Source organism: Pedobacter suwonensis, from assembly GCF_900111825.1.
Lineage (GTDB): Bacteria > Bacteroidota > Bacteroidia > Sphingobacteriales > Sphingobacteriaceae > Pedobacter > Pedobacter suwonensis.
In genome coordinates this window covers 227,498-253,105 of sequence record NZ_FOJM01000004.1, presented here as the reverse complement: position 1 = coordinate 253,105, position 25,608 = coordinate 227,498, and the positions used below count along the sequence as shown (strand labels likewise).

Annotated in this window: 12 protein-coding genes; 2 read left to right on the top strand and 10 right to left on the bottom strand. The window is 42.5% G+C overall.

Annotated features, from left to right (window positions below):
- The first annotated feature begins 18 nt into the window (after positions 1–18).
- Positions 19–1,137 carry an alpha/beta hydrolase-fold protein gene (locus BM107_RS07195; RefSeq protein ID WP_244278754.1) on the top strand — a complete coding sequence of 373 codons (1,119 nt, stop codon included), beginning with the start codon at positions 19–21 and terminating at the stop codon, positions 1,135–1,137.
- 271 nt (positions 1,138–1,408) lie between these two features.
- Positions 1,409–2,578, top strand: a complete 1,170-nt coding sequence (locus BM107_RS07190) for an alpha/beta hydrolase-fold protein (RefSeq protein ID WP_090981740.1) — start codon at positions 1,409–1,411, stop codon at positions 2,576–2,578.
- A gap of 681 nt (positions 2,579–3,259) precedes the next feature.
- Here the strand turns inward: BM107_RS07190 and BM107_RS07185 are convergent.
- The 10 genes from BM107_RS07185 to BM107_RS07140 form a co-directional block, all read right to left on the bottom strand.
- Positions 3,260–6,172: a glycosyl hydrolase 115 family protein gene (locus tag BM107_RS07185; protein ID WP_090981738.1), complete on the bottom strand. Its 2,913-nt coding sequence runs from the start codon at positions 6,170–6,172 to the stop codon at positions 3,260–3,262.
- 217 nt (positions 6,173–6,389) lie between these two features.
- Entirely contained in the window at positions 6,390–8,324 is a 1,935-nt protein-coding gene (locus tag BM107_RS07180; protein ID WP_090981736.1) for a RagB/SusD family nutrient uptake outer membrane protein, read from the bottom strand.
- A gap of 12 nt (positions 8,325–8,336) precedes the next feature.
- On the bottom strand, positions 8,337–11,426 hold the full coding sequence (locus BM107_RS07175) for a SusC/RagA family TonB-linked outer membrane protein (RefSeq protein WP_090981734.1): 3,090 nt from the start codon (positions 11,424–11,426) through the stop codon (positions 8,337–8,339).
- A gap of 952 nt (positions 11,427–12,378) precedes the next feature.
- Positions 12,379–14,346 carry a sialate O-acetylesterase gene (locus BM107_RS07170; protein WP_090981732.1) on the bottom strand — a complete coding sequence of 656 codons (1,968 nt, stop codon included), beginning with the start codon at positions 14,344–14,346 and terminating at the stop codon, positions 12,379–12,381.
- A 134-nt stretch (positions 14,347–14,480) separates the two neighbouring features.
- Positions 14,481–16,037, bottom strand: coding sequence for a glycoside hydrolase family 43 protein (locus BM107_RS07165; RefSeq protein ID WP_090981730.1), 1,557 nt, complete (start codon positions 16,035–16,037; stop codon positions 14,481–14,483).
- A gap of 299 nt (positions 16,038–16,336) precedes the next feature.
- Positions 16,337–18,019, bottom strand: coding sequence for an endo-1,4-beta-xylanase (locus BM107_RS07160; RefSeq protein ID WP_159435209.1), 1,683 nt, complete (start codon positions 18,017–18,019; stop codon positions 16,337–16,339).
- Between the two features lie 13 nt (positions 18,020–18,032).
- Entirely contained in the window at positions 18,033–19,001 is a 969-nt protein-coding gene (locus tag BM107_RS07155; protein WP_090981725.1) for a DUF5627 domain-containing protein, read from the bottom strand.
- 31 nt (positions 19,002–19,032) lie between these two features.
- On the bottom strand, positions 19,033–20,793 hold the full coding sequence (locus BM107_RS07150; protein ID WP_090981723.1) for a RagB/SusD family nutrient uptake outer membrane protein: 1,761 nt from the start codon (positions 20,791–20,793) through the stop codon (positions 19,033–19,035).
- Between the two features lie 18 nt (positions 20,794–20,811).
- Complete coding sequence (locus BM107_RS07145) at positions 20,812–23,688, bottom strand: SusC/RagA family TonB-linked outer membrane protein (RefSeq protein ID WP_090981721.1); 2,877 nt, start codon at positions 23,686–23,688, stop codon at positions 20,812–20,814.
- 27 nt (positions 23,689–23,715) lie between these two features.
- Entirely contained in the window at positions 23,716–25,599 is a 1,884-nt protein-coding gene (locus BM107_RS07140) for a RagB/SusD family nutrient uptake outer membrane protein (protein ID WP_090981719.1), read from the bottom strand.
- Between the last annotated feature and the right edge of the window lie 9 nt (positions 25,600–25,608).

The following is a 25,608-nucleotide window of genomic DNA, read 5'->3' as shown; positions in this document are numbered from 1 at the left end:
CAACTTAATCAACCAAATATGATGAAATTCAGATTTATGATAATTGCTTTGGGAACAAGCCTTAGCTTTGGTATATGCCAGGCTCAAAACAATCCTGAGGCGATTAAAGATGACTTCAAACCTGCTGTAACCAATCAGCCGGGCCAGGAGTTTCCACAAGTTAATTCGCAAGGCTACGCCAGGTTTCGCATCAAAGCGCCGCAGGCCGATAGTATTAGGGTAAGCCTAGGTTTGGGAGGACAAGGCGGAACCAAACTCACCAAAACGGCCGACGGTTTTTTTATCGGCACCACTGCCGGGGCAATGGACGAGGGTTTCCACTATTATCACCTGACCATTGATGGCGGCGTATTTAATGATCCTGGCTCAATGAATTATTTTGGCTCAACGCGCTGGGAAAGTGGAATTGAAATCCCGGCCAGGGACGAAGATTTTTACGCCAATAAAAATGTAGCCCATGGAAATGTGCAGCAAATACTTTTTCCATCAAAGAGTACCAACTCTTCACGCAGGGCATATGTTTACACGCCACCAGGTTATGGTAAAGATAAACAACGCTTTCCGGTACTGTATCTGCAACATGGATGGGGCGAAGACGAAACGGCCTGGAGTAATCAGGGCCGCGCGAATCTGATTATGGACAACCTGATTGCAAAAGGAAAAATTAAGCCGTTTATCATTGTGATGACCTATGGAATGACCAATGAAACTAAATGGGGACGTATGAAAGATTTTAAGATTGATGGCTTTCAAACCTTATTAACGGAAGAGCTGATCCCATATATCGACACCAACTTTTCAACGATAAAAACCTCAAATGGCCGTGCCATGGCCGGACTATCCATGGGCGGTATGGAAACGCATACCATTACGCTTAACAAACCGGAACTTTTTGGCTACTATGCATTGTTGAGTGGCGGAACATTCACCCCTGCCGAACTGAAAGACAAACCAAAACCGCGATTGATTTTCATAAGCTGTGGAAGCAAGGAACGTCCTGAAGGTGTAAAAAATGCTGTAGCAGCGTTAAAAGAAGCAGGCTACAATGCCGTTTCCTATGTTTCGGAAAATACAGGTCACGAATTCCAGACCTGGCGCCGAAGCCTTCGTGAGCTTGCTCCGCTATTGTTTAAATAGATTATTCTGGTAACCTGCATAAAAGTCAACTCGTGAAGAATCGTCATTGCGAGAAGTCTTTTGCAGCCGACGAAGCAATCTTTATAGTAAGGATAATAGCATGACAGATTGCTTTGTCGTTCCTCCCCGCAATGATGATATTTTTTTGGAATCTGTCAACAGTAGCATGGTAAAAGTGCTTTTATTAACAGGTTAAATGGTCTTCGACTACGCGCAAACTGACAGATCAAATAAATTTATTTAATTTTTTAACAGCTGCTAATTATCAAACATGAAAGCCAAAAATATTATTGTCCTTTTTACCTGCTGTTTAGCTAGTCATTTTTGTTTAGCTCAGACTGAACAGACATCTGATTTAAAAACATTCAGACCGGCTGAAAGCAATCAGCCCGGCAAATTATTTCCGCAGGTAAATAGGGAAGGCAAAGTAAGGGCAAGCTTATATGCACCACATGCATCTAAAGTCCAGTTGGACCTGGGTGGGAAAAAATATGAGATGACAAAAAATGAAGCTGGCCTTTGGATGGGTGAATCAGACCCACAGGACGAAGGGTTTCATTATTATCAGCTTAATGTAGATGGGGCATCCATTCCGGATCCCAACAGCCGTTATTTTTACGGTGCGGGAAGGTTGGGCAGCGGCATAGAAGTTCCGGCTGATGATGAAGCATTTTATGCCTTGCAAAAGGTACCACATGGTCTGGTGAGCGAAAATATTTACTACTCTGATTTAACAAAAACCTGGAGAAGGTGTTTCATCTACACACCTGCAGGTTATTACGAAAACAACAAATCGCGTTTCCCTGTACTTTACCTTCAACACGGAAGCTTTGAGGATGAAACGGGCTGGGTTAACCAGGGAAAAGCAAATTTAATCCTGGATAATTTAATTGCACAAAATAAGGCGAAACCGATGATCATTGTTACGGATAATGGTTACGCGCTTAAGCCAGGAGATAAAGAGACGGCTCAAAAAGGACAGGGTATTTCAATTTTTGAAGATGTACTGATTAAAGAAGTCATCCCCATGATTGATCAACGTTTCCGCACCCTGGCTGATCGTGAACACCGCGCTATCGCAGGGCTTTCAATGGGGGCAAACCAAACGATGCGTATCGTCATGAAAAATCTGGACAAGTTTGCTTATTATGGCGGCTTTAGCGGTACCTCAAATTACCCCAGCACGGATGCAGTCGATCCGAATGTATTTATGGATGGAAAGTTTAAAAATGGTACTGAAGTAAACCATAAACTCAAGCTGCTTTGGCTCGGACTGGGTACCAAAGAACCTGCCCCTTTCCCTAAATCCGTTGGCGCATTTAAGGCAATGTTAGACCAGCAGGGAATTAAGTATACTTATTATGAGTCTCCGAAAACAGCGCATGAATGGCTTACCTGGAGACGCAGCCTGCAAAATTTTGCGCCTTTGTTATTTAGGTAGGGTGTTAAATAATTAATATACACATGCTACTTTTGGCGCTGAATAGCGATTGATACCCAGTCTGTTTTAAATATTCGGCTGGACATTAATTTTTCATATGTTAATTCAAATAACCATGAAAATGTTTAAATTTTTCATAACCAATATAAATTGTCTTTTGTTGTCACATTAAGGATAATTTATTTAATAAAAATCAATATGAATAACAGGGATTTTAATTAATTATAGGCGTGAAGAATCGTCATTGCTGAGAAGGCTTTTTCAGCCGACGAAGCAATCTTTATAACCTGAACTCGATAATTATTTAATTAAAATACTGCCTTATAAACGACCCGTCCCTGGCCGATTCGTCATGCTGAACTTGTTTCAGCATCTTTTTAGCAGGAAAGACCCTGAAATGAATTACCTTCGGTGAGCTCGCTAAGGCTCGGTTCAGGGTGACGGCCTCTTAATCAAATAACCGATATAAGCTAACGAGAGACAATATTAATAATCGAACTCAGGTTTATAGTAAGGCTTATTAGTATGATAGATTGCTTCGTCGTTCCTCCTCGCAATGACGACCATTCTATTGGTATCCATCAATAGTAACGAAATCGATTGCTTTTATTAATGCGTTGAAATAGTCTGCTACGCTCAAACTGACACACGAATTAATTTTATATAACTTTTAAACAGACTCTATCTTAATATCTTATTTTCTATCGGCCCGAGATAACTATATGGCAGTTTATCTTTATAGATGATTATTTTTTCCAGAACAACTGCGGGATCAACCATCCATATTTTTACGGTGTGCCTGCCAGTATTTTTAAAAGAATGTGAAGAAGTAAGCGTTCTGGCATTATCCTTTACCGCGTTTGCCCAACTGGCATCAGATCCTGAGGCACTGGGCTTAGCTATAATCGTCAGGATTTGAGGTGCTGCGCCATCTACAGAAATTCCAACCCTTAATCCTTCGGGCGAGAAATTTACCGTTGGTCCTACCACCAAATCAATTTTAGCCTCACCGCTTTCTGCAAAGAAAACAGGATATTCTAACACAGGCGTACCAGGCTGCTCAAGCGAAGCAGAGGTGACCGGAAAAACCGACATACCAGATTTTCCTCTTCCATAACCCGGTATGGCTTCCCAGCTGATCCCATTTCCGGATACTTTTTTACTGGCCAGGAAAGCCTCAAATGCAATTGGCGCACCTAAACTGGCAAAGGTTCCTTTTGCTTCTGCCAATTGCTTTGGTGTTGCCTTATTGGCTTTCACATTAATGACGACAGTGGTCGTGTCACCAGATATCTGGATTTTACCTTCGTGTTTTCCACTGTTTAGTTTGGTCCAGTCGATATCAACGAATACACGGTAATCATTTGTACCGGGAACACTTTCCTTTTTCAAACGGATCCACTGATCGGCTTTTAACTGGAAATTGATCGCTGCAGCCCCCTTTGCAAAAACTTCAAAGTAAGACTCCGATTTATTTAAAGATTCGAATGCCGGAAGCGTTGGCGCCGGAGCGGCTGAGGGCCAGCTATCAAATGAACCATCTATGGCAACACCAAAGCCCGATGCTGAAGGCACCTGGATTTCGTCTGTTTTCGGCATGATATTTTTCTTCGGATCGTTCCAACTCGTATACCCAATTCTTACCTGGTCCATCATATGGTTCCATTTGCCGCCAGCTAATTGATGGTTATACTCATCGCTAAGCTGTTGATCCTGTTTAAAAAGATCGAGCGCAAGGTTGCGTTGAAGATTGGCCGCAGCTCTCCCCTGCTTAAAATAAAGTCTGTTTTTACCAACCGCAATGTATAAATCGGTAACCGTTTTCATCGCCTGGATGGGATAATAGACCAATTGATAAAATGCATCTTTATATTGCTGAGGCAATTGCTCATTCACCTGTGCTGCCCTGCTGTTTAATGCGCTCCATTCCATACTTACACGTTGCGCTTCGTTGAAGTTTGCCAAACTAAAAGTTTCAGGACTCAGTAGTTCAGGTTTGCGCCTGGTGGTATATTTGGAGTAGAGGCGCACTAAATCTGCAATTTCTTTTGCCTGGCCGGTTCCAAATTCGCGTGTTGCCCAGTGTTCAAGAAAACCTGCCAGCTTTTCACGGCTCATCGCGTTGGGGTTCCAGGCCATACGTAAAAAGAACTCGATGGGAATCTCCATGGGTTTCAGGTCGCCAACATTTACCACCCAAACACGGTCGGCGCCATACTGAGAAGCCAGATTCATTTGCTCCCATACTTTTGGCAGGGAAGTGGTATTTAGCCATTTATAATTTCTGGGTGCGCCAACATAATCGAAATGATAGTAGATTCCTGATCCACCGCTCCGTTTGCGCTCCTGCGCAGTGGGCAAATGCCTTAAGTTGCCCCAGTTGTCATCGGCCCACAATAAGGTAATATCATCAGGAACTTTCATTCCGAAATCGTAATAATCTTTAACTTCTTTATATATGGCCCAAAGCTGTGGAATCTTTTCTACAGGCTGATCCATATTTTCTGTAAGAATTTTGCGTTGATCCGTAATAATATTCTCCAGCAACTTCACATTGGATGCCATATCTCCACCTTCAACCATGGGTTCGTCTCCATCTCCACGCATGCCCATCGTAACCAGGCTTTCGTAGTTTTTGTTTCTTTTAATTCCCTCCTGCCAGAAAACGTTTAACCCCTGAGGGTTTGTTGCATAATTCCAGGCGCCAACCCCATGTTTTTTCCATTCCTGTTGCGCGCGGATCATCGGTTCATGATGGGAAGTGCCCATAACAATACCATATTCGTCGGCCAGACGTGGATTTTCAGGATCATCTTCATTAAATGCATTACTCCACATGGCTGGCCACAGGTAATTTCCACGCAGACGAAGCAGCAGCTCAAACATATGGGTATACATTTTACTGTTCATCCCGTCAAACTTCTCTTTGGCCCAACCTGTCATGGCCGGGGCTTCATCATTAATAAATATCCCCCGGTATTTTACCGCAGGTTCACCAGAACTGTAAGTCCCGGAAAGCGCAAATGCACTTTGGCGGGGTTTGGGCGGAACATCGGCCCACCAATACCATGGCGATACGCCTAATTGTTCTGATACTTCGTATATGCCATATATGGTTCCCCTTTTGTCGCTCCCTGCAATAACCAATGCCTGATTGACGCCGGGAAACGGATTTTTAACAGTTGATATAACAAAACTCTCCCATTTGCCAGAAATGGTAGAACTGCTCAGCTTACCTGATGAGACCAACTGATCAATGAGTTTGCTTTTACCAAGGGTTCCGATTATAATAGCAGACTTGCCAGCAGGACTCATGCTTTTTAATTCCGGCTTAAGGCCCGATACGCGGAAAAAATCCTGACTTAAATCGCCAATTGCCCTTATTACGCCTTTATAATCATTCCCATCATAAAAAATATTTGTTGCGGTTCCTTTTTCTATCAATGCAAAATCTTCTTTATTCTTTCTGGTTTCTTGAATAAATTGCTTTTCCAAACCTAAACTTGCCTGGGCTTTAGTATAATTAATCCAAAAAGAGAAAAGGATAAGGAACGTAAAAAAAATATGGCTTTTTTTAAAAAAATTTACTGGCATTAGGGAAAGAAATTAGGTTCTTGATTGATCTTTATTTTTTTTAAGCTAGCCGGTATTTAAGCTATTGAAGTAACAGGTTAGCAAGTGGGATTTTTATTTCGGAATAGTGATTTTATTTGCCCAAAATCTTCTGGTGGCAAAAAAAGGCAGGCACTTTTATAAAAAACGAATGAGCGACATCAATTGACGCCGCCCACCCAACTAAACCAAAGTATTATTAATATCCAGGATTCTGGTACGCTTTCTTTTCATCTGCACTCATCTGCATTCCGTCTATTTGCGCCTGAGGGATAGGACGTAAATATAAGTTAGGCGTAATGGTACGGGTTACGGTTTGTGGCGTGTGATCGCCGTATGCAGTTCCTGCGATGGTATAGGTAGCAGCAAGCTCACTCCATTTCTGGGTACGGATCAGATCGTACCTGCGGTAACCTTCAGCATAATACTCTCTTGAACGTTCGGCCAAAATATAATTGATATCTATTGTAGCCGGGGTAGCCGCAACCATCGCTGCACTATTATCTGCAACTTTAGCCACATTTCCGTTGTTATCGAAACGCCATTTACCAGCTCTTGCACGAATTACATTAATGAGTTCGCGGGCGCTTTTGCCAGCTTTGGTTGTTGCTCCTTTCACCGCTGCTTCGGCTGCAACAAAATAAAGCTCGGAAAATTTAGCTACCGGAAACGGGCGCGTACTACCTGCGTTTGGTTGTCCTAAACCAGTGCCATTATCGGTACGGTAAGGACCTAATTTCCAAAGCCCAGGGTAAACAATTCTGCTGATTCCGCCAGGAGCAATTACATAATCAGCTCTTCCAGGCAGAATACCTGCGCCTACACCACTTATGCCAGCACCTGTCGGATAAGCGATTGTAGCATCATCTGTATTTAGAAAACTTAGTACAGCATCTCCCGGAACTACAGATAATCCGTTTGCGTTAACCAATGATGCGGGTGCACTTGAAGGTGGGTTGTAACCCTTAGGCCAGTTACCCCTGTAAACCGTGGTGAAAGTACCATCATATCTCGAATCGAGTGTTTTATCGGCAAAGGTATTTTTCAATACTTCAATGGTTGGTGCCATACGGTTCCATGGACGGCCTAAGTGCTGTTCTGCCTCGCGCTGAACGGAACTGATACCTCCGCTACGGATATTGGTGTAATTCCAGGTCATCATCCAACCTGCAAAATTATCTGGCGCACCACCGCTTCCAAACGTTAGGCTACCACCGTTAAATTTTTCGCTTGTTTGCGTATGGTCGGCATATAATAATGTTTCCTTGTTACGGTCATTCACCGCCCAGTTAACATCATAATAGGTATCCATCAGCCCAAATGTACCTGGATTTTCGATTGCTGCAGTAGCAATATCGTAAGCCTGCTGAAAATAATAATTAGCATCATGCCCATCAGGGTCAGTCCTTGCAGATGCAGGATAGGTTGGAATATTATTTGGATTTTGTAACCACCATGCATAAGTTAAATAAGCTTTTGATAAGAATAGCTGTGCAGCTACCTTAGTAACACCACCGGTAACCCTTCCTGTTGCAGGCAGGTCCGCAATAGCTTTTATAAGATCGGGAAATACCGCTTTTGTATATACAACCGGTACCGTATTTCGTACGGAAGTTCTAACCGGATTGGTGTTAAATCTCAATTCGCCGGCACCCAGGTCAAGCGGAACGCCACCGAAAGTTTGTACCAAAAGAAAATAGTCGAAGGCGCGGAAAAATCTGGCTTCGGCCACCAAGGCATTTGATATCCCTGCTGCACTGGCATTTTCGATGATACCACTGGCATTGTTGATGTTTGGAAAGGCTTCACTCCACAATATACTGCTCGGAAAACTAGTTGATAAGATGGAACCCACTCCGGAGCAGTCCATATCTTTAAAGTTTCCGTCAGCATCTTTGCCCCAGGTAGCCTCATCGGTTCCGGTGATTAAAGAATTGTAAAAATAAGCCTGCCCATAAATATTTCTTAAGTGGGCATACATAGAAGTTAGTCCACCGTTTACGCCTGTTACCGTTTTAAAATAATCGGGCGTAAAAGTGCTGCGTGGTTCTTCTTCCAAAATTTTAGAACAACCTGAAAAGATCACCATCAGTAACCAAACAGCTGCGACGGTTTTTAATTGTATATTTTTCATATCCTGTTTATGCTAAAATGTTAAATTAAGACCTGCAACGTAATTGCGGGTTGAAGGTGTATTGGTACCAATTGTTAAAATTCTTCGCTGATAAGAATTTACTGCCTGGTTTTCATCTCCATATGAATTTGTTTCCGGATCCATACCCGACTCCCTATGGTAAGGAGAGAACATGACGAAAGGATTTTGTACGGTTAGATACGCGCGAAGCCTTACATTTGAATTTTTGATCAGGTCCCTGTTAAAATCATAACCAAGAGAAATCGTCCGTATTTTAAGGAATGAAGCATCAAAATACCCCAATGTGCTTCCGTATTTAGGGTTATCGCCACTGGCTATCCCTCCTGGTTTAGGATACTTGGCATCTGTGTTATCAGGTGTCCAATAATCTACCTTAACATTATTTCTACGACCAGTTAGTAAGTTCAGGTAGCCTGCTGAGCCATAAAGCGTACTCACCAATGTTCCGCCGCTTTTGAAAAGCCCGACTACATTCAGGTCAAATCCCTTGTAGGCAACGCGTGTATTAAAACCACCGGTAAATTTTGGGTCAATATCGATAATTTGTCTGTCTGCAGCGCCTATGGCCCTGGTTGGAACTCCGTTTGCATTATAGTCTCCGGTGTACTTCACTTTAATCATCCCTACGTTTCCACCTGGTTCAAGCACATTTAGGTAAGGATCACCTGCCTGCCATAATCCGATTTTTTCATAGTCATAAATGGCATTGATATTATGACCAACAAACCATGCATTTCCTTCATCGCGGGTCTGTCCGGATGCCAAGGCGGTTAGTTTGTTCCTGTTTGCGGTAATATTGAAGCCTACATCCCAGGTCCATCCACCTTGATTTTCAAGGATCACCCCATTAACACTCAGCTCCCAGCCTTTATTCTGGGTTTGGCCGATATTTGCGGTATAGCTGCCTACCCCCGCAGTTGACGGTAAGGCCACGCTAAGCAAAATATCTTTAGTTTTGGTGTCATAGTATTCAAATGTTCCGGAAATGCGGTTTTTTAAGATTGAAAAATCCAATCCATAGTTCCAGGTTTCAGAATATTCCCATCCTAAACCAGGACTTGGAAGCTGAGACACATAATATCCGGTTGCATAAGTATTATCGCCAAAATTATATGGGCGGGTACTCAACAGTCCGAGCGTTTGATATGGAGCAACGGCTTGATTGGAAGTTTGTCCGTAACCAACACGTATTTTTAATTTATCAATTACGGAAATGTTTTTCATAAAAGATTCATTCATCATGTTCCATCCTACAGAAACCGCAGGATAGGTATGCCACTTGTGGCCCGGCGCCAAACGCGATGACGCGTCAGACCGAAGGGTGGCACTTAATAAGTACTTATTATCGTATGAGTACATGATCCTTCCCATGTAAGAAATCAAACCGGTAAGGGTATAGTTACCGTTGCCAATTGTGATTTCGCCATTGGCTTGTCCCAGGTTATAAAACTGAAAAGCTTCAGCAGGAATATCCCTGGCACTCATAGAAGAAGAATTGAATTTATTTTGTTCCGCAGAATATAAAGCAACCGCATTGAAAGTATGTTTTCCAAAACTGCGATCGTAGGTCAGTAAATTCTCCAATGTCCAGTGGTAGGTTTGCGCGTTACTTACTCCGGCAGTAGAAGGTGTAGTGGCTGTAGTACTGCCCACCCCAACACCAGTAAAGTTACCATTGTTGCTCTGGATAAAATCCAATCCCAGGTTGGCACGGTACTTCAATCCTTCAACCCATGGAATTTTAACCTCGCCATATAATGAATTATAGGTAGCAAAACCACGCGTTTCATTTAACCATTTGTCATGCAAATCCTTTACAATACCATTGGTATAAACAAAAGCTTCATCTTGAGGCATTCTAACGGTGCGTTTTAAACTACCATCTGCATTATAAGGATTTGAGATCGGCGTGTTACTCAAGTTGCCATAAATACCAACCTGATTACCCTCACTGATATTATAGTTATTGTTGGTGGTAAATCCAACACGAAAAAGCTTGCCGATTTGCTGATCAAGCGATGCTTTCATCGAATACCTGGTGTATTGCTGCGTTGGAATTAAACTCTGGTTTTTATAATACCCGCCACCAAAGCTATAGTTGCTGGTTGCAGAACCACCGGTTACACCTAAATCATGACTTGTTACAATAGCACTTTTATTATAAAAGAGGTCCTGCCAATCGGTATTTACATCATTGGATTCATCCACACCAAGCGTTGTAAATAGCCCTGAGGCTTTCCTCAATGCAACAAATTCTGGTCCGTTCATCATCGGATATTTTGCAAACAAGGTTTGCAAACCGGTATACGTATTGTAAGAGATCTTAGCTGGCGCTCCAACCTGCCCCCTGTTGGTCGTTAATAAAATTACACCATTGGCACCTCTGGAGCCGTAGATAGCCGTTGCAGATGCATCTTTCAAAATATCGATACTTTTAATATCGTTAGGGTTGATATCGCCGATTGAGCCTGGAAATGGAATCCCATCCAACACCACAAGCGGATCATTACTTGCCGAAAGTGAACGCTGACCACGGATCAGTATCTGCATGGTTGCGCCTGGTTTGGTTGAAGTTTGGGAAATATTAACACCTGCCAAACGTCCCTGAATAGCCTGAGCAATATTGGGTGCCGGCACTTCACGGATTTTTTCTCCGCCAATAGAGGCTACAGAACCTGTAACAGCTTCTTTGCGTTGAGTACCATAACCTACTACAACCACCTGGCCCAACTCTGCCGCGCTCGGCTGAAGGGTTACATTTATGGTGCTCTGACCTTTCACCGGAACCTCTTTAGTGGTATAACCTACATAGGAAAATACTAAAACGGGGTCTGCCCCGGTAGTGGTGATGGAAAAACTTCCATTACCCTGCGATGAAGTACTGGTATTGGTTCCTTTTAAAACAACACCAACACCTGGCAGTCGATTACCTTGTTCATCCACAACCTTGCCTTTTACCACAGTTTGTGCCTGTGCAATAAAAGCTGAAAATATCAGTGTTGCCAATAACATCACTTTGGGGAGATACCTGAAAAATTTCCAGCGCGACGTTACACAAAATTGTAAAATTTCACTTCTCATAATTTATGGTTTATAATGGTTAAAGAATAAGAAAGACAGCTCCATCGATCGAAAGAATCAACAAGTGTAATGTCAAATTCACTCGCCAAAAATCAGGGGACGACACCTTGTCTGGTCAGTTCTTACTTATGCTGTGATAAAGTTATTTACATTGCCCATCCGGTCCTGATTTGAATGTGCATATTAATAGAATAAATGTTCAAATTGAGAGGGCGATATTACGACCATATAAGACACAAAAATCAAATACAAAAGCAAATCACTTATAAGACAAAAATTTGCTAACGAAGTGAACCCTCGTGTTTAAGCATTGGAAAATCGATTTAAAAACCGCCTTTAGACGTTAATAAAGCCAGTTTTAATCCAAAAAAAGATCTAATTACACTTGTTTAAAAAGTAGACTTAACCTTTAATTAAGCGTGATAAAATCCAGAAAAATGGCTAATAAAAGGTTACAAATAGGAGAAAAAGGATAAAAAATCAATCTTATGCAATCGGTTGAATTTTTATTTTTATTTTAAAAAAACAGATAACTAAATAACCATATTATTACTATATTCATCAAATTTATTCTACAATCACACAGACCTATATAATGGTCGTCCTCTCGACCGAAGCCACGCGAAGTGGAGAGATCTTTGTACTAAACTATTAAAATCAGATTTAAAAGATTTTGCTTCGCAGAGCCTTCGGGTTCTCCACTGCGGTCGAAATAACGATTTTTTCTATGAGAGGTTTTTTAGCAACCTGGTGCCATTAGTCATTCACATTAATTTATAAAATAAATTATCCCGCAGTACGACAGCAAGATGCTATGCATATTTCTGATAAAAATTTAAATAGGCTAATTCTTAAAGTTCATAGCCACGCTAAGGCCAGAAACAAAAGAATTTCTACAACTAAAGCTAATCTTTGCTATCGTTCCGGGTAGAAATTTTCAGTTATACATATGCTATTTATTCACTTCCGCTTCAAAAGGTGAAGCCGGCAAACCGGCTTTATTGTATAAATTAGCGCGATCTGGATTATCTGCCCACGCATAGCGAACAAAGGCTGGCTTTGAAACCATGGGGCTCGAAAGTACAACGGCGTCTCCTGTAATCCTGGCCCGGGCCCAGTAAAAAACCTTATCTTCTCCTGCAAGGGCGAAACCGATCAGTTTGTCGGCTCCCTTTATCATTAACCCAGGTGAACTGTGGTCAAAATTTATGGCCAATTCAGATCCATTTAACTGATTTGATTTATAAATAGGTCCTGAATAGGTAATCTGCTGATCGTGGTAAGCTAAATGTTCAGCCCATAGTGCCAAACGTTCACCCACGTCTTTTTTATCGAGCGGATGGATATCATTCCATTCGCCGGCATCAATGGTTACCGCCATTCCCGTATTGGGTACAGAAAGTGCCTCCAGCTGACTTTGCCTAAACTGTGCCCAATTACTTTCTTCGGGCAAGTAGTTGGCTTCCATAAAATTAGGAAGCTGTGCATAAATAAAAGGCAGATCCCCCTGCTTCCATTTATTACGCCAGTCTTTTATTAGCGCAGGCAATAATTGCCTATATGCTTTCGGATTTCCGGTATTCGTTTCTCCCTGATACCAAACAAAACCTTTTATTGCAAATTTTACAGCGGGTGAAACCATTGTATTAAATAATCCGGTTGGCTCGTTCTGTGCAACCAAAGGCATTTCGGCATCGGCGCGGAAACCCTGGTTTTGCTTTGGTTGGGCATAGCCCACTTCAAAACTCCATTCTCCACGTAAGTCTATTTTTTTATCGGGCGTTAACAAAGAATAATTTTTATCGGGTACAAAGCCGCCTTTGCCACTGTTGCTGATGACTTTAACAATGAGAATATTCTTTCCTGCTTTTAACAGTCCTGCCGGAACAACATACCTGCGGGGTGGATATTGATAGGTGGTATTGCCGATAAATTGGCCATTGAGGAATACCGAATCTGCATCGATAATGCGGCCCATATAAAGTTTCGCCTGCTTTCCGCTCATTTCTGCAGGGATTTGCAGTTCTTTTCTGAAATAAAGAATTCCGTTGATGTTCCGTATTCCCTGATCTGCCCAGTAACCTGGCATCCAAAATTTTCGCCAGCCGCTGGCATCAAAATCCGGATCAATCCATTTTACAGGGCCTGATAATCCTTCATCAACTATTGTAGCTGATGTTGATGGCCTGGCTAAGTTCTTCTCTTTAAGTTTTTTCTGGTAATTGGCCATAAAAGCTGAATCCCTGAAATTATTTATTTTTCTGAGTTGTTCAGGATTCGTCGAAAATGCATCACGACTCATCCAGGCCTCAATAGGAGTACCGCCAACACTCGAATTGATGATGCCAATAGGAACTTTGTATTTTTGGAAGAGCGTTTTGGCAAAAAAATAACTGGTTCCCCCAAAACTTAAAATATCCGCTCCTGTAGCTGGAACCCATTTTCCGGGAGGAAGATCGGCAGATTCTCCTGACAGGTTTGCTTTGGTTGGAACGAAAAAATTTCTGATCATTGGAAAATGGTCCTTTTCAATCACCTGCGGATAAGCTTCTTTTAAACGCTCCATGGGTAAGGCCATATTAGACTGCCCTGAACAAAACCAAACATCCCCCAGCATAATATCTTCCAGGATTATTGTATTTTCACCTTTGATCATCATTTTAAAAGGGCCGCCAGCTTTCATTTTGCCCATTTTAACAGCCCATGAGCCCTGATCATCGGTAATAGTCTTGTATGTTTTTCCGTTAAAACTGACGGTTATTTTTTCTTTTGCTGCCGCCCAGCCCCAGATCGTTAGATTGGTTTCGCGCTGGAGCACCATATGGCTGGATACCAATTGTGGTAAAGTAATTTCGGCAGAAGCCGGAAAACTGAAAAGCAGTAGCCATACCCAGCTGCATAAAATGAATTTTGTTCTCATATTCTAATCAATTTCCAAAACTATCTAACCACGCCTAGCTTTTTTTTGCCATTTGAGTATAATACAGCCAATAATGTTCAAAATTGTTTATCCCGGCAGAAGTAGATCCACATCATATCTTTAAACGAGTTGGCCTAGTTAACCTTGATATGGAAATAATCAAAATCTGCGTGCCCGCCAATTTGTTCGGTTGCATAATTGAAAAGACCAAAGCGATAACCCATAAAGTGCGGAATGGTGTAAGCCATTTTTAGTTTTTCGCCAACGGTATTCCATGATTTACCATCTAAACTGTAAGCGAAAGAAGCCAGGTCATGACGATCCGTAAAATCACAACTTACCCTTAAATAAATTTTTTGCTGTTTCAACGGAATTTTGATGCTTTCGGTCGGCTGCGTATCATTTACTGTATTCACTACGATAAATAAGCCTTCTTTTAAAGATTTAACGCCAATCCAGCCATACTTTTTCTGAAGCAGTAGCATCCCGGTGCAATCGCCCACCTTCATATTTTTCAGATCGATGCTGGTTTCGGCTGAACTTCTAGGCCCTACGGTTCTTTGGGTAAGCGTATTTCTGGCAGAGAGCACAGAGGTATCAATCCTGGAGGTTTGAATGGTTAAATAACCTTTCCTTTTGGTGAGCGACCAATTGGCATGATCCGGATTATGATTCCATTGCCAAACTTTTTTAAGCCCCTTCTCTTCTCCTTTAACGTCAAAATCATCAGAATCTATAATACCAGGAATCAGGCTTTGGTTTTTAGCCAGCTGAAGTGTATCCGGAACTTTCGAATTTACGCCCAGAACCGGCCAGCCCTGTTCCCATTTTACCGGCACAAGATAAGGAATCCGCCCTACTGCACCATAATCGCGAAAAAGGTACGAAAACCACTGTCCTTCAGGGGTACTGATCAACCCACCCTGTGCAACACCTTTGTCCTGAAGGCCGATTTTTCCTGTGTATGGCCCCATGAGTTTGTCGGCCTTATGGATAATTACCGTACGCATACTGTTTCTTGGCCAGGTAATATTAAACAGATAATACTGGTCTTTTACCTTGAAAAGTTGAGAACCTTCAGCAGGCAAACCAGGATTGTTACCAGCCACCTGAGTGGCATTTTCTATCAATACCTGAGGGCTCGTACCAGTTTTTATGCCGGATAAATCGGCATTTAACTCGGCAAGCATAATTTTGCCTGCGCCATAAACCATAAACACCCGGCCATTTTCAAAAAACAGGGAATGATCGTGAAGTGCAGGACTAAAGGCAGACCTTTTCCAGGGACCTTTTTCAATATCTGTAGTAGAATAGATGTAGGTTTTGTTGGTAGTACCAGAAAAAGTACTTACATAAAACCGGCCTTCATGATAACGTAAACTACTTGCCCATGATCCTCTTCCATAATCATTTTTGCCGTTAGTTAAATTTAGCTGGTCAGTATTTGCAAGGGTATCATATACATAAGTTACCATCTTCCAGTTGACCAGGTCTGCAGACTTCATAATCGGAAGACCCGGACTCATGTGCATGGTGGTACTACTCATGTAATAGGTTTTTCCAACGCGAATGATGGATGGATCGGGTACATCGGCAAAGATGATGGGATTTGTAGCAGACTGACTATGGGCTGTAAAACAAGACAATCCACTTAAAAGTACAACACACAGATAAAATACAAGGTTTTTCATAACTGGGGTAAAATGATTTATTAAATATAGTTATATTAAAGAACTAGAAAATATCGTCATTGCGAGGAGGAACGACGAAGCAATCTCTGCTGGGGGTGATTCTTGCTATAAAAGATTGCTTCGTCGGCTAAAAAGCCTTCTCGCAATGACGATTTTTGACGAAAACTATATCATTAATTCTCTCCTCACTGGTATATCTCAAAAGATATCGTCATTCCCAACCAAGTCGGAAATGACGATTCTTCGGGGAGAGCTATATCGTTAATGCTTTTGCATAAAAACTATGAATGGCAAAAAGCTTATTTGCCTTTAAGGGCTTCTGCAACACCTACGTAAGCAGGTTTACGCACAAAACCTCCTGTCCACAGTCCAATTGGCTCATCAGGTCTCCAAAATGAACTGGCTGGGCTATCTAACGGACTCCAGATGGTAATGCCATAACGTTGAGCAGGCGGAATAATCTCAAAATACTTATCAATCACATATTTATACATATCTGCCTGTGCTTTGTATTCTTCTTGTGTCACAGCAGCTGTCTTTTTATTCGAAACGCCAAGGTCGAGTTCCGATATCTTGATCAATTTGCCCGTAGCCGCCAGCAGTTTGAACATTTCGACTATTTTCGTTTTATCGTTTTCGGTACCCATGTGCATTTGTGTACCAATACCGTCCACTTTGGCACCTTTGCTCTCAATATATTTTACATACTCAATTAGTCCCCTGCATTTATCAAGGCTAGTTTCTAAACCGTAATCGTTTATAAAATGAATATCAGTTGCATTACCATATTGGCGTGCAAGTTTAAAGGCAGTCACAGCATAATCTTTGCCCAAATAATCCTGCCAATAAAATTCATCAGCAGCTATATTCGTTTTACCCACACCTGTCTTCAACAGTGATGGGTCCGGCCAGTCAGACATTGGCTCATTAACCACATCCCATGCTTTTACGCTGGCTTTACTAACGGCGAGCATTCCGGCGATCCATTTATCAAGTGCAGCTGTTAAAATAGCTTTTTTCTCATCAGCTGTTTTTTCAATGATCTTATCGCCCCCATTTGGATTTACCCTGTTAATGGAGATTTTATCCATAGAAATTTTGCCGGCATAGGCACCGAAGCTAAAAACCAAACGTGTTCTGTCACCGGCGGTAATGGTTTTTTCCAATTGTACAAGTTTCCAATCCGTTGAAATATTAAAAGAGCCAAAATCATCTGCTCCATAACTTTTGGTTTCCTGTGCTGCTACTGAGGCTGCTCCGGCAACACTGCCTTTAACATAAAAGCTGAGTTTATAGGTTGAAGCGTTTTGAAATGGAGTAGTGAAATCCATGGCCGTCTGTGCCTCCCAGGAATTAACAACCTTAGGATTAGACATATTGAGTGCATAGCCCGTGCCGCTATAGCCATCACCCTTTGCCGAAACTTCCCTAACAGAACTATTTCCCCAGCCAAACCAACCTGAAATATTTCCCGATTCAAAGTCACCATTGCTAATCAGGTTGTCCTCAAGTGCCGGTCCGCTGGTTCCTTTAATAACTGTAGGTGCAATTAAACTATTAAGGTACTTGGCATTTTGATTGGCATGCCAGCAAAGCGTATGCCCATACACTTCCATATTTGAATTTTTAGCATTTTCCAGTAATTTCTTCGTATTATCAAAATCCATACTGCCATCATCTTTCACAATGGCGCCGTGTTTCATTTCATAACCGATTACAATCTGGTTGAAATTACTGTTCGCCAGGCGATACAACACCCCTTTGTTATTGTATTCGGTAAGTGATGTGGCTACCCCCAGTTTAAAATTCGGATTGGCAGACCAGTTGAAATAAGATTTTAATGCATTATAAGAATCAAGCTGCTCCTGTGCGGCTATTGATGCAGGTTTTTCAACAGAAAAATCAAGTGCTTCATGCTTCTTGCATGATACCGATAAAACCGGAATACCGATGATTAAGGCAATTTTATAAATATTTTTCATCTTGATTAACATTTTATTTTTTAACCGGATTAAAGGTTTCCATGGTTACGCCGCGGTTACGCATCACGAGTGTATCAGTAGTGGCTACAGACATGTCCGTAAGGTCAATGTTGTAATTCAGATAAAGGGCATCCCGATCGGTATTTCCCCAGCTGTTCTTTTCTCCCCGCTTGATAAATTTACCATTTCCGCTGGCTGTAAACGTGTTATCGGCAGCAGATACTGTACAGTTGCCTGAATCATCGAAAGTAAGCAGCAATTTGCAGGTGATATTCCTGTTATCTTTATCTTTAAATACGGCATTAAACGTATTAGACTTTAAGGAAGTAGTTACCACCTGATTTACCTCATCGCTTTCAACAAATGTCATGTGTCTGCTAACGGTTTTATTTAAACTGGTATTGCCGTTTTTACCGGTAATTACATCTTTACCTCGGCGCAGGTAATAGCCATGCCAAGGGTTGATGTATTTAATGGCATATAAGGTATAGTTCTTGGCTTCCAAAATCTTATCAGCATTTTGCACTGAAGTCATCCGAAGCGGAATAACGTACGTATTTTTCAGCGCAAGCGGGTCGGCAAAAAATGCATCGGTAAGCTGTACCTGCACCCCACCGGTAATTTTACCTTTAGGTATGGTGATGGAACCACCCTGAATACTGTAGTAGTTTGCAGGCATGGCCACCACGTTTCCGGCGCCGCCAAAGGTAAGGTTGCTGGCCAAAGAATTATCTACGGCCACACCAATACTTACATCATTTTTAACTTCATACACGCCACCTGTGGTTGCCATGATTTCGCAACGGTGCTGGTTGTCAAGAGAAGTATCATATAAATCTTCACCAAGGGTAATGGTACGAACAGGGCTCTGGTAGGCAAAATATACAGTTTGGGTTCCGTAATCAGGAAATTCCCACTCCTGGTTTTTGCATGCTCCTAAAAACACGGCCATTGCCAGCAAAAATTGGATTTTCTTTTTCATTTTCTTTAAATTTTAATCCTGGTATTAAGAACTACCAGCCTGCGTTCTGGATAAGGTTATTATACTTTAAAATTTCGCTATACGGTACCGGTCCATAAATCATGTAAGGCTGATACACGCGGTTTTCTACATTAATCGGGGTAAATGTTGTTCCGGTAATGCTTGCTCCCTGGGCCACCTCGTTCAGGCTGGCATTCCACCTGCGCAGATCCCAGAAACGGAAGCCTTCAAAACACAGTTCCAGGCGGCGTTCGTTGCGGATCAGTTCTCTCATTTTAACCTGATCTGATTTGATCGATTCGAGGTAAGCATCGTTATTATTGGTACCTACACCTGCTCTCCTGCGGATAGCCTTAATTACATCATAAGCTGAATAAGCATTGGTGCCGCCATTTAAAGGACCCCAGGCTTCATTCGCAGCCTCAGCATAAGAAAGGTAAATTTCTGTATACCGGATCCGTGGGTTATAATGTTTCTGATTGGTGGTTGATGAAGGGTTCAGGTTCACATCCTGTCTGAGGAGTTTTCGCATGTAATATCCGGTACGGGTAGAAGTTTCTACTTTATTCAAAGCATCATTCGTAGGCCCGTTAAGCGTTGTATTAATAGCGCTACCAGCAGTTCCTGCTGTACCACCGTTCACCAGGATGTACAATTTCAACCTTGGATCACGGTTATCGTAAGGACTGGATGCCGAAAAACCGCTATTGGCGTCTGCTATCGGATAGCCGTTGGCCATTGGGAATGCATTCACCAGATTTTGTGTCGGATTGATCCGGCCGCTGCCAAAAAGTGTTGGAGGAAAGTTATTTCTTTCCAGGTCATTGCTATTGCCCACATCACTCCGCCATAAAATTTCAGAAGGGTTTACACCCGATGCCAATCCATCAATACCGGCATCTTTATCATACCATTTAATATCATTCGCAGTCAGGTTTACCAATCCACCCCTTAAATTGATTACAGCTGCAGCATCATTTGCTGCTTTTTCCCATTTGGCAAGCGTTGAAGGATTAAATGCCGGACTTGCAGCCAGCAACGAGGCTTTAGCGCGGATGGCTTTTGCTATACGTGCTGTTACACGTCCCCTGAAATAATAACCAAAAACCCGGTTATAGTTATCTTTTCCTACTCCCGAATATTTAGCAGGCACCTGTGCATCAGTGGCGATATCCTCAAAATCGGTAGGCAGCAGTTGCTCAGCCATATCCAGATCGCGATAAATTTGCTCCATAGTTGCATCAAATGTGGCTCTGGGTTTATTGAAATCGGCATCCTGGCCTTCTGGTTGCAATACAACAGGAACACCAAGTAATTGCCCGTTATTTCCTTTACCAGCATGCGCCTGCAGAAGGTAGTAATTAAACATGGCACGGAGTGCATAACCCTCTCCTTTCATACGATCGTTAAACATGCGGTTGATATTGGGTTCAACGGCCCATTTCACCTGGTCTGTTACCGAAAAAAACAGGTTAAGGTATTGTATAGCAGCACGCGAATTGGTCCACTGGGAAAGTGGATTGTTTATCGCCGTCCATTGCCCCGTAGCAATTTTCAGGTAAGCATTATTGCGGTCATTGCTTACGGCATCATCAGTCGCTACATCATTAAACGACCAGCTATTGGTGGGTATGCGGGCATAACCGTTCAGCAGTAAACCCTGTGCATAGGTTGCATTGTTGTAAGTGCTTTCCAGATCGAGATTGTTCTCGATTTCAGGTTTTAACATATCCTTGCAGCCAACAGAGAAAAGCAGTACTGCCAAACCGATCAGAAGTTGTATTTTTTTCATATCTATTTGTTATCAGGGTTAAAACAAAGCCTTTACACCGAGGTTATAAAACCGGGTTTGAGGTGAAGTATTGACATTGAGTTCCAGTATATCACGTTCCGGAGAAATGGTAAGCAGGTTCATACCACTGGCATAAATACCTAATTCCCTCACAAATCCGTTACGGAACAGGTTGGCCGGAAACTGGTAAGACAACTGCACTTTCGACAAATCAAAACGGTTCGTACTGTACAGCCAGAAGTCTGAAGAGCGGAAATTATTATCGCTGTTTGCTGTGGTTAACCGTGGATACGTCGCTGTAGCTTGCGTTTCAGGAGTCCAGCGGTCTCTAACCACTACGGAATATTTATCCTCGCCGTCTACCCAGAAATAACTACTGTTTTTCATGGCTTTGGCGCCATAACGGCCGGTACCCAATACAAACAGGGTTAAATTTTTCCATTTCGCAGTCAGGTTAACACCCAAAGTCATTGGTGCTCCCATCCATCCACCTTTACCCAGGTAAACTTCATCCCTCGTATCAATAATACCATCACCATTCTGGTCTTTGTACTTTAAATCTCCGGGTTTAACCTGGCCAAAAGACTGGGCAGGCGAAGCAGCGATATCAGCAGTGCTGGTAAAAAAGCCCATACTTTGCAGCCCCCAAAGCGCATCAAGTGGTTTTCCTGTACGGTTCAGGTAATCAAACTGGTAAGATTCAGCACGTTTGGTGGCTTTGGTATCGTAATAGGTACCGGTTACCCCCAGGGTCCAATCTATCTCGCCGGTTCTTTTATTCATCCTGATGCCAAAATCGAATCCTCTGCGCTGATCGTTATCGTAGTTTACAAACGGGATATCAGAATATACCGGAAATCCGGTAGTCAGGTAGGAAGGATAAAGTACACCTGGCTGTACTACATTGCCGCGCATTTGACTGAAAAATGCAGAAGCCGTAAAGTTGATCAGGTTTTTGTAGAACGATCCTTCCAGACCGATATTAATCTCTCTTCTCTGCGGAAACTTTAAATTAGGGTTATCTCCTCTTCGACGGTCAAAAGTATGTACCAATCCGCCATCACGCCAGCTGTACCAGGCCGCATCGTTATAGGTAAAGTAGCCCTGGTAAAGGTTATAGTTGTTGATGTCGAGGTCGGTATTCAGGATTCCTGCAGAAGCCGTAACCTTCAACTGATCAACGATTTCTGAATTTTTAAGAAACGCTTCTTCACTAAGACGCCATCCTAAAGATAATGTTGGCGAGAATGCGCCACGGTTAGCTATTGGCAATTTTGCCGAATATACATATGCACCGCTGAAATCGGCATAGTAACGATGATCATAGTTGTAACCCAACTGCAAACCCAGATTGGCGTTGTTGGTAGCATGATAAACCGAAGATTCGCTGATGTTAAAACCATAACCCAACAATGATCCGGTAACATTATGCTTTTGTTTAAAAGTACGTGCATAATTAAACTGACCTGAAAAAGAGATGGTTTGGCGATAGGCACTTCCGCTCACGTTCTGTACGCCCGATCTGGCATCAATACCATACTTTGTTAAACTCGAAATCTGGTCAATGCCTGCATAATTGTTCCATGTTGCTTCGTAAACCGAATAGGTATTATTATACGATTGATTAAAAGCACTTGAATAATCAACCGCTAGCATGGTTTTAAAGCTCAGTCCCTGCATCAGGCTGTTAAGGTCAAAATTTATCCCGGTATTAAACTGGAACTGGCGGGATACGTTACGGTTGTAACCTCCTGCATAAATACTGGCAAAAGTATTCGTCTGGTCCAGCTGGCTTCCGCCCAAAAGATAGCTACCATTGATGATATTATTGCTATTATTGGCCTGTGCCAGCGAAGCCACATCGCCAGGCTCGATCATACTGATGGGAATAAGCGGCGCAAAACGATACGGACGAACCGTAGCTGCGCTGCCCCAATAATCTGTATTTACACCTTTTCCGGTATAGAAACTGGCCGTAGCATCCACATTTAGGGAAATGATCTTATTCAGTTTTACATCAATATTTCCACGTACATTAAACCGGTTGGCACCACTGTTTTTTACGGCTTCACCAAAATTCAGCAGCGAACCAATCGACCAGTAACCGAGGTTGGTGTAATAACGCGTGCGGTTGTTTCCGCCCGAAATTTCTGCAGTAAGGTCGTTTCGTCCATAGCTGTTTCTCAGATAATCTGAAGAATAGTAATCTACATTCGGGTAGCGGTAAGGATTTGCCCCGGAGGCATAGTTGTATATGGTCTGCTGGGTATAAAGGTCTGGCAATCCGTCATTGCGGCGCGCTTCATTATATAAGGTCATATATTCTGCAGAACCCAGAAACTGTGGATAGCTTTTAGGAACATTTAAACCTGTATTGGCCCTTACATTTACTTTTTGTTCATAATTACCTCCTCTTTTAGTGGTAATGTACAATACGCCTTTAGCTGCACGGCTACCATACAATGCTACCGCATTAACACCTTTAAGTACGGTTACCTGGTCAATTTCCGTTGGCATAATATTGTTAATGTCTCTCGGAATTCCGTCTACCAATACGAGGTAGCCACCCATCCCCCAAATGTTACCGTTAAAACCCGGCAAAAGGGCATCAAGGCCTTCAAGGCTGGAGGTAGTATAGTTTTTTTCCAGCATTTGAGATAGATTTATGGCCGAAACATCACCTAAAAGGTCGCGTTTAGCCACTTTTCTGAATGCAACCTGTACAGAATCTACCTGAGGCATTACAAATATGGTATCTTGTGACTGGCGTTCTTCGCTTTTATTAACGGATTTATTATTTTTTCTGGCCTGCCTGTTGGTTTGCGCTGATCCTGCTGCCGGCAGTAAAAAGGCAACGGCAAGGCATAAGGCTGATATTATCTTGATCTGTTTCATTTCATTCGTTTGAATTAGTTTACGCCCTTACCAGCCTGGATTTTGTTTAAATTCCATATACATGTTTACATCGGCATTTTTGAGTGGCAGCCAATAATGTTTCTGACTAAACTTCCGCTCCAGAATAACCACTTCTTTCAGGTTAACAACCCGGTTAGCTGTAGGGTCGGTAGTGCTGAAAGTTCCGCTACGATCAAACTCAACCGATGTTTTCAACGTGTATGGTTTTTCAATCAATAGCAACCAGCGGCGCAGATCGTTAAAGCGGTGGCCCTCAAATGATAATTCTACGGCGCGTTCTCTTCGTACTTCACCCAAAAATCCATCTACCGAAGTCAGGAACTTAGCTGCCACATTAGCTACTCCGGCCCTGGTACGGATCACGTTGATGGCATCAACCGCTGTTTTGGAAAAACCAGGATCTTTACCTGTAGGCGAATTGTAGCCCATCAGCGCAGCCTCAGCATACATCAGGTAGATATCGGCCAAACGCATATAAGGAACATAAATGTGAAGGCTATTGCCATACGAATAACCATTATCATATTTGTTAGCCGTAATCGGAATAAATTTGCGCAAAACATAACCGGTTCTGCTTCCTGTACTTACATCGCGGTAACTTCCGCTGGTGTATAAATTGGCATACCTGTTTTTCTCATCACTGGCACCCATCGCACCTTGTACAAATTTTACACCGTCATAAACGATGTCATTATAAAACCTTGGATCTCTACCTTTCCATGGATATTCAGGATTGTAACCCGATTCACTGTCGGCCTTGGTAATATCCTGGATCGGCAAGCCGTTGGCCATACCGTAATAATCTACATAATTAGCCGTAGGCGTAAACTTAAGGTCGCCTTCTGAAATCACTACCGGTGTATATTGCTTACTGGTTCCCCAGTTGGAATTATTGGCACTGAAGAACGGACCACGGAATATAGCTTCGGTGCTTCCTGGTAAATCCCAGTTTTGCCCGCTGGTGTAAAAATTACGATAATAGTTTTTGAATTCTACCAGCGCATATTGCGTAGTACCGCTTTCGGTAAGGGTAAGCAGTTCGGCAAATGCAGCTGCTGCTTTTTTACAGTAGTCGGCATCGTAGGTCTTGCTACCGGTGGATTCGAAATTCATCAGCGGACTTCCTGCCCACAGGTAATTTTTACCCAGGTAACCCAAAGCCATGATTTTATTGATGCGCAATGCGTTTTTTCCCAGGCTACGTTTACCCGCTGTGGTATTGTCCCAGTTAACCGGTAAAATATCTGCAGCAGCCCTAAAATCTGCAGCAGCTTTGTCGGCACACGCTTTATAGCTTAGGCGTGGAAGGGTGAGTTTTGAATCGGTAGGCAAAACGGTATCTATATAAGGTAAGCCACCAAAATATTCCATCAGCCTGTGGTGAAACCAACCGCGGAAAAACAGCAGCTGCCCCTTGATCAGGTTTCTTTCCTCATCCGTAGCATCTGTCATCTTATCCATATTGGCCAGGCCCATGTTCACTTTACTGATCCCATACCAGGCCGCTTTCCAAAGGTCCTTGTTAAAACGATCGTTATTAGTGCTAAAATTATTATGGTTCATCCAACCTGAGCCCCAGCCATCAAACTCAGCTTGCCAGCCCCAGAAATTTCCATCGTCTATTTTATGGATAAAATGAAAGTTTCCGGCGGTTGAAGTAATCTCATCCTCTCCCCAATTCCAGGAGTTGGTCCAGTAGTTTGTGCTAAAATTTACAATACAGTTGTAGAGTTCTTCGGTATAGCCCTGAAAATTAACAAAATTCTTAAAAGCCTCTTTTTCCGAAATCACGGTTTCATCGGCTTTATCCAGGTATTTTTCACACGAAGAAAGGGATACTGTCGACCAGATAATGGTACAACATACTAAAGTTTTGATATATTTTTTCATGATTGTAGC

Excerpts from the sequence above, each read along its gene's own strand:
- BM107_RS07145 (WP_090981721.1), bottom strand. The coding sequence starts at position 23,688 with ATGAAACAGATCAAGATAATATCAGCCTTATGCCTTGCCGTTGCCTTT.
- BM107_RS07165 (WP_090981730.1), bottom strand. The coding sequence starts at position 16,037 with ATGAAAAACCTTGTATTTTATCTGTGTGTTGTACTTTTAAGTGGATTG.
- BM107_RS07155 (WP_090981725.1), bottom strand. The coding sequence starts at position 19,001 with ATGAAAAAGAAAATCCAATTTTTGCTGGCAATGGCCGTGTTTTTAGGA.
- BM107_RS07140 (WP_090981719.1), bottom strand. The coding sequence starts at position 25,599 with ATGAAAAAATATATCAAAACTTTAGTATGTTGTACCATTATCTGGTCG.
- BM107_RS07190 (WP_090981740.1), top strand. The coding sequence starts at position 1,409 with ATGAAAGCCAAAAATATTATTGTCCTTTTTACCTGCTGTTTAGCTAGT.
- BM107_RS07185 (WP_090981738.1), bottom strand. The coding sequence starts at position 6,172 with ATGCCAGTAAATTTTTTTAAAAAAAGCCATATTTTTTTTACGTTCCTT.
- BM107_RS07195 (WP_244278754.1), top strand. The coding sequence starts at position 19 with ATGATGAAATTCAGATTTATGATAATTGCTTTGGGAACAAGCCTTAGC.
- BM107_RS07180 (WP_090981736.1), bottom strand. The coding sequence starts at position 8,324 with ATGAAAAATATACAATTAAAAACCGTCGCAGCTGTTTGGTTACTGATG.
- BM107_RS07175 (WP_090981734.1), bottom strand. The coding sequence starts at position 11,426 with ATGAGAAGTGAAATTTTACAATTTTGTGTAACGTCGCGCTGGAAATTT.
- BM107_RS07150 (WP_090981723.1), bottom strand. The coding sequence starts at position 20,793 with ATGAAAAAAATACAACTTCTGATCGGTTTGGCAGTACTGCTTTTCTCT.
- BM107_RS07170 (WP_090981732.1), bottom strand. The coding sequence starts at position 14,346 with ATGAGAACAAAATTCATTTTATGCAGCTGGGTATGGCTACTGCTTTTC.
- BM107_RS07160 (WP_159435209.1), bottom strand. The coding sequence starts at position 18,019 with ATGAAAAATATTTATAAAATTGCCTTAATCATCGGTATTCCGGTTTTA.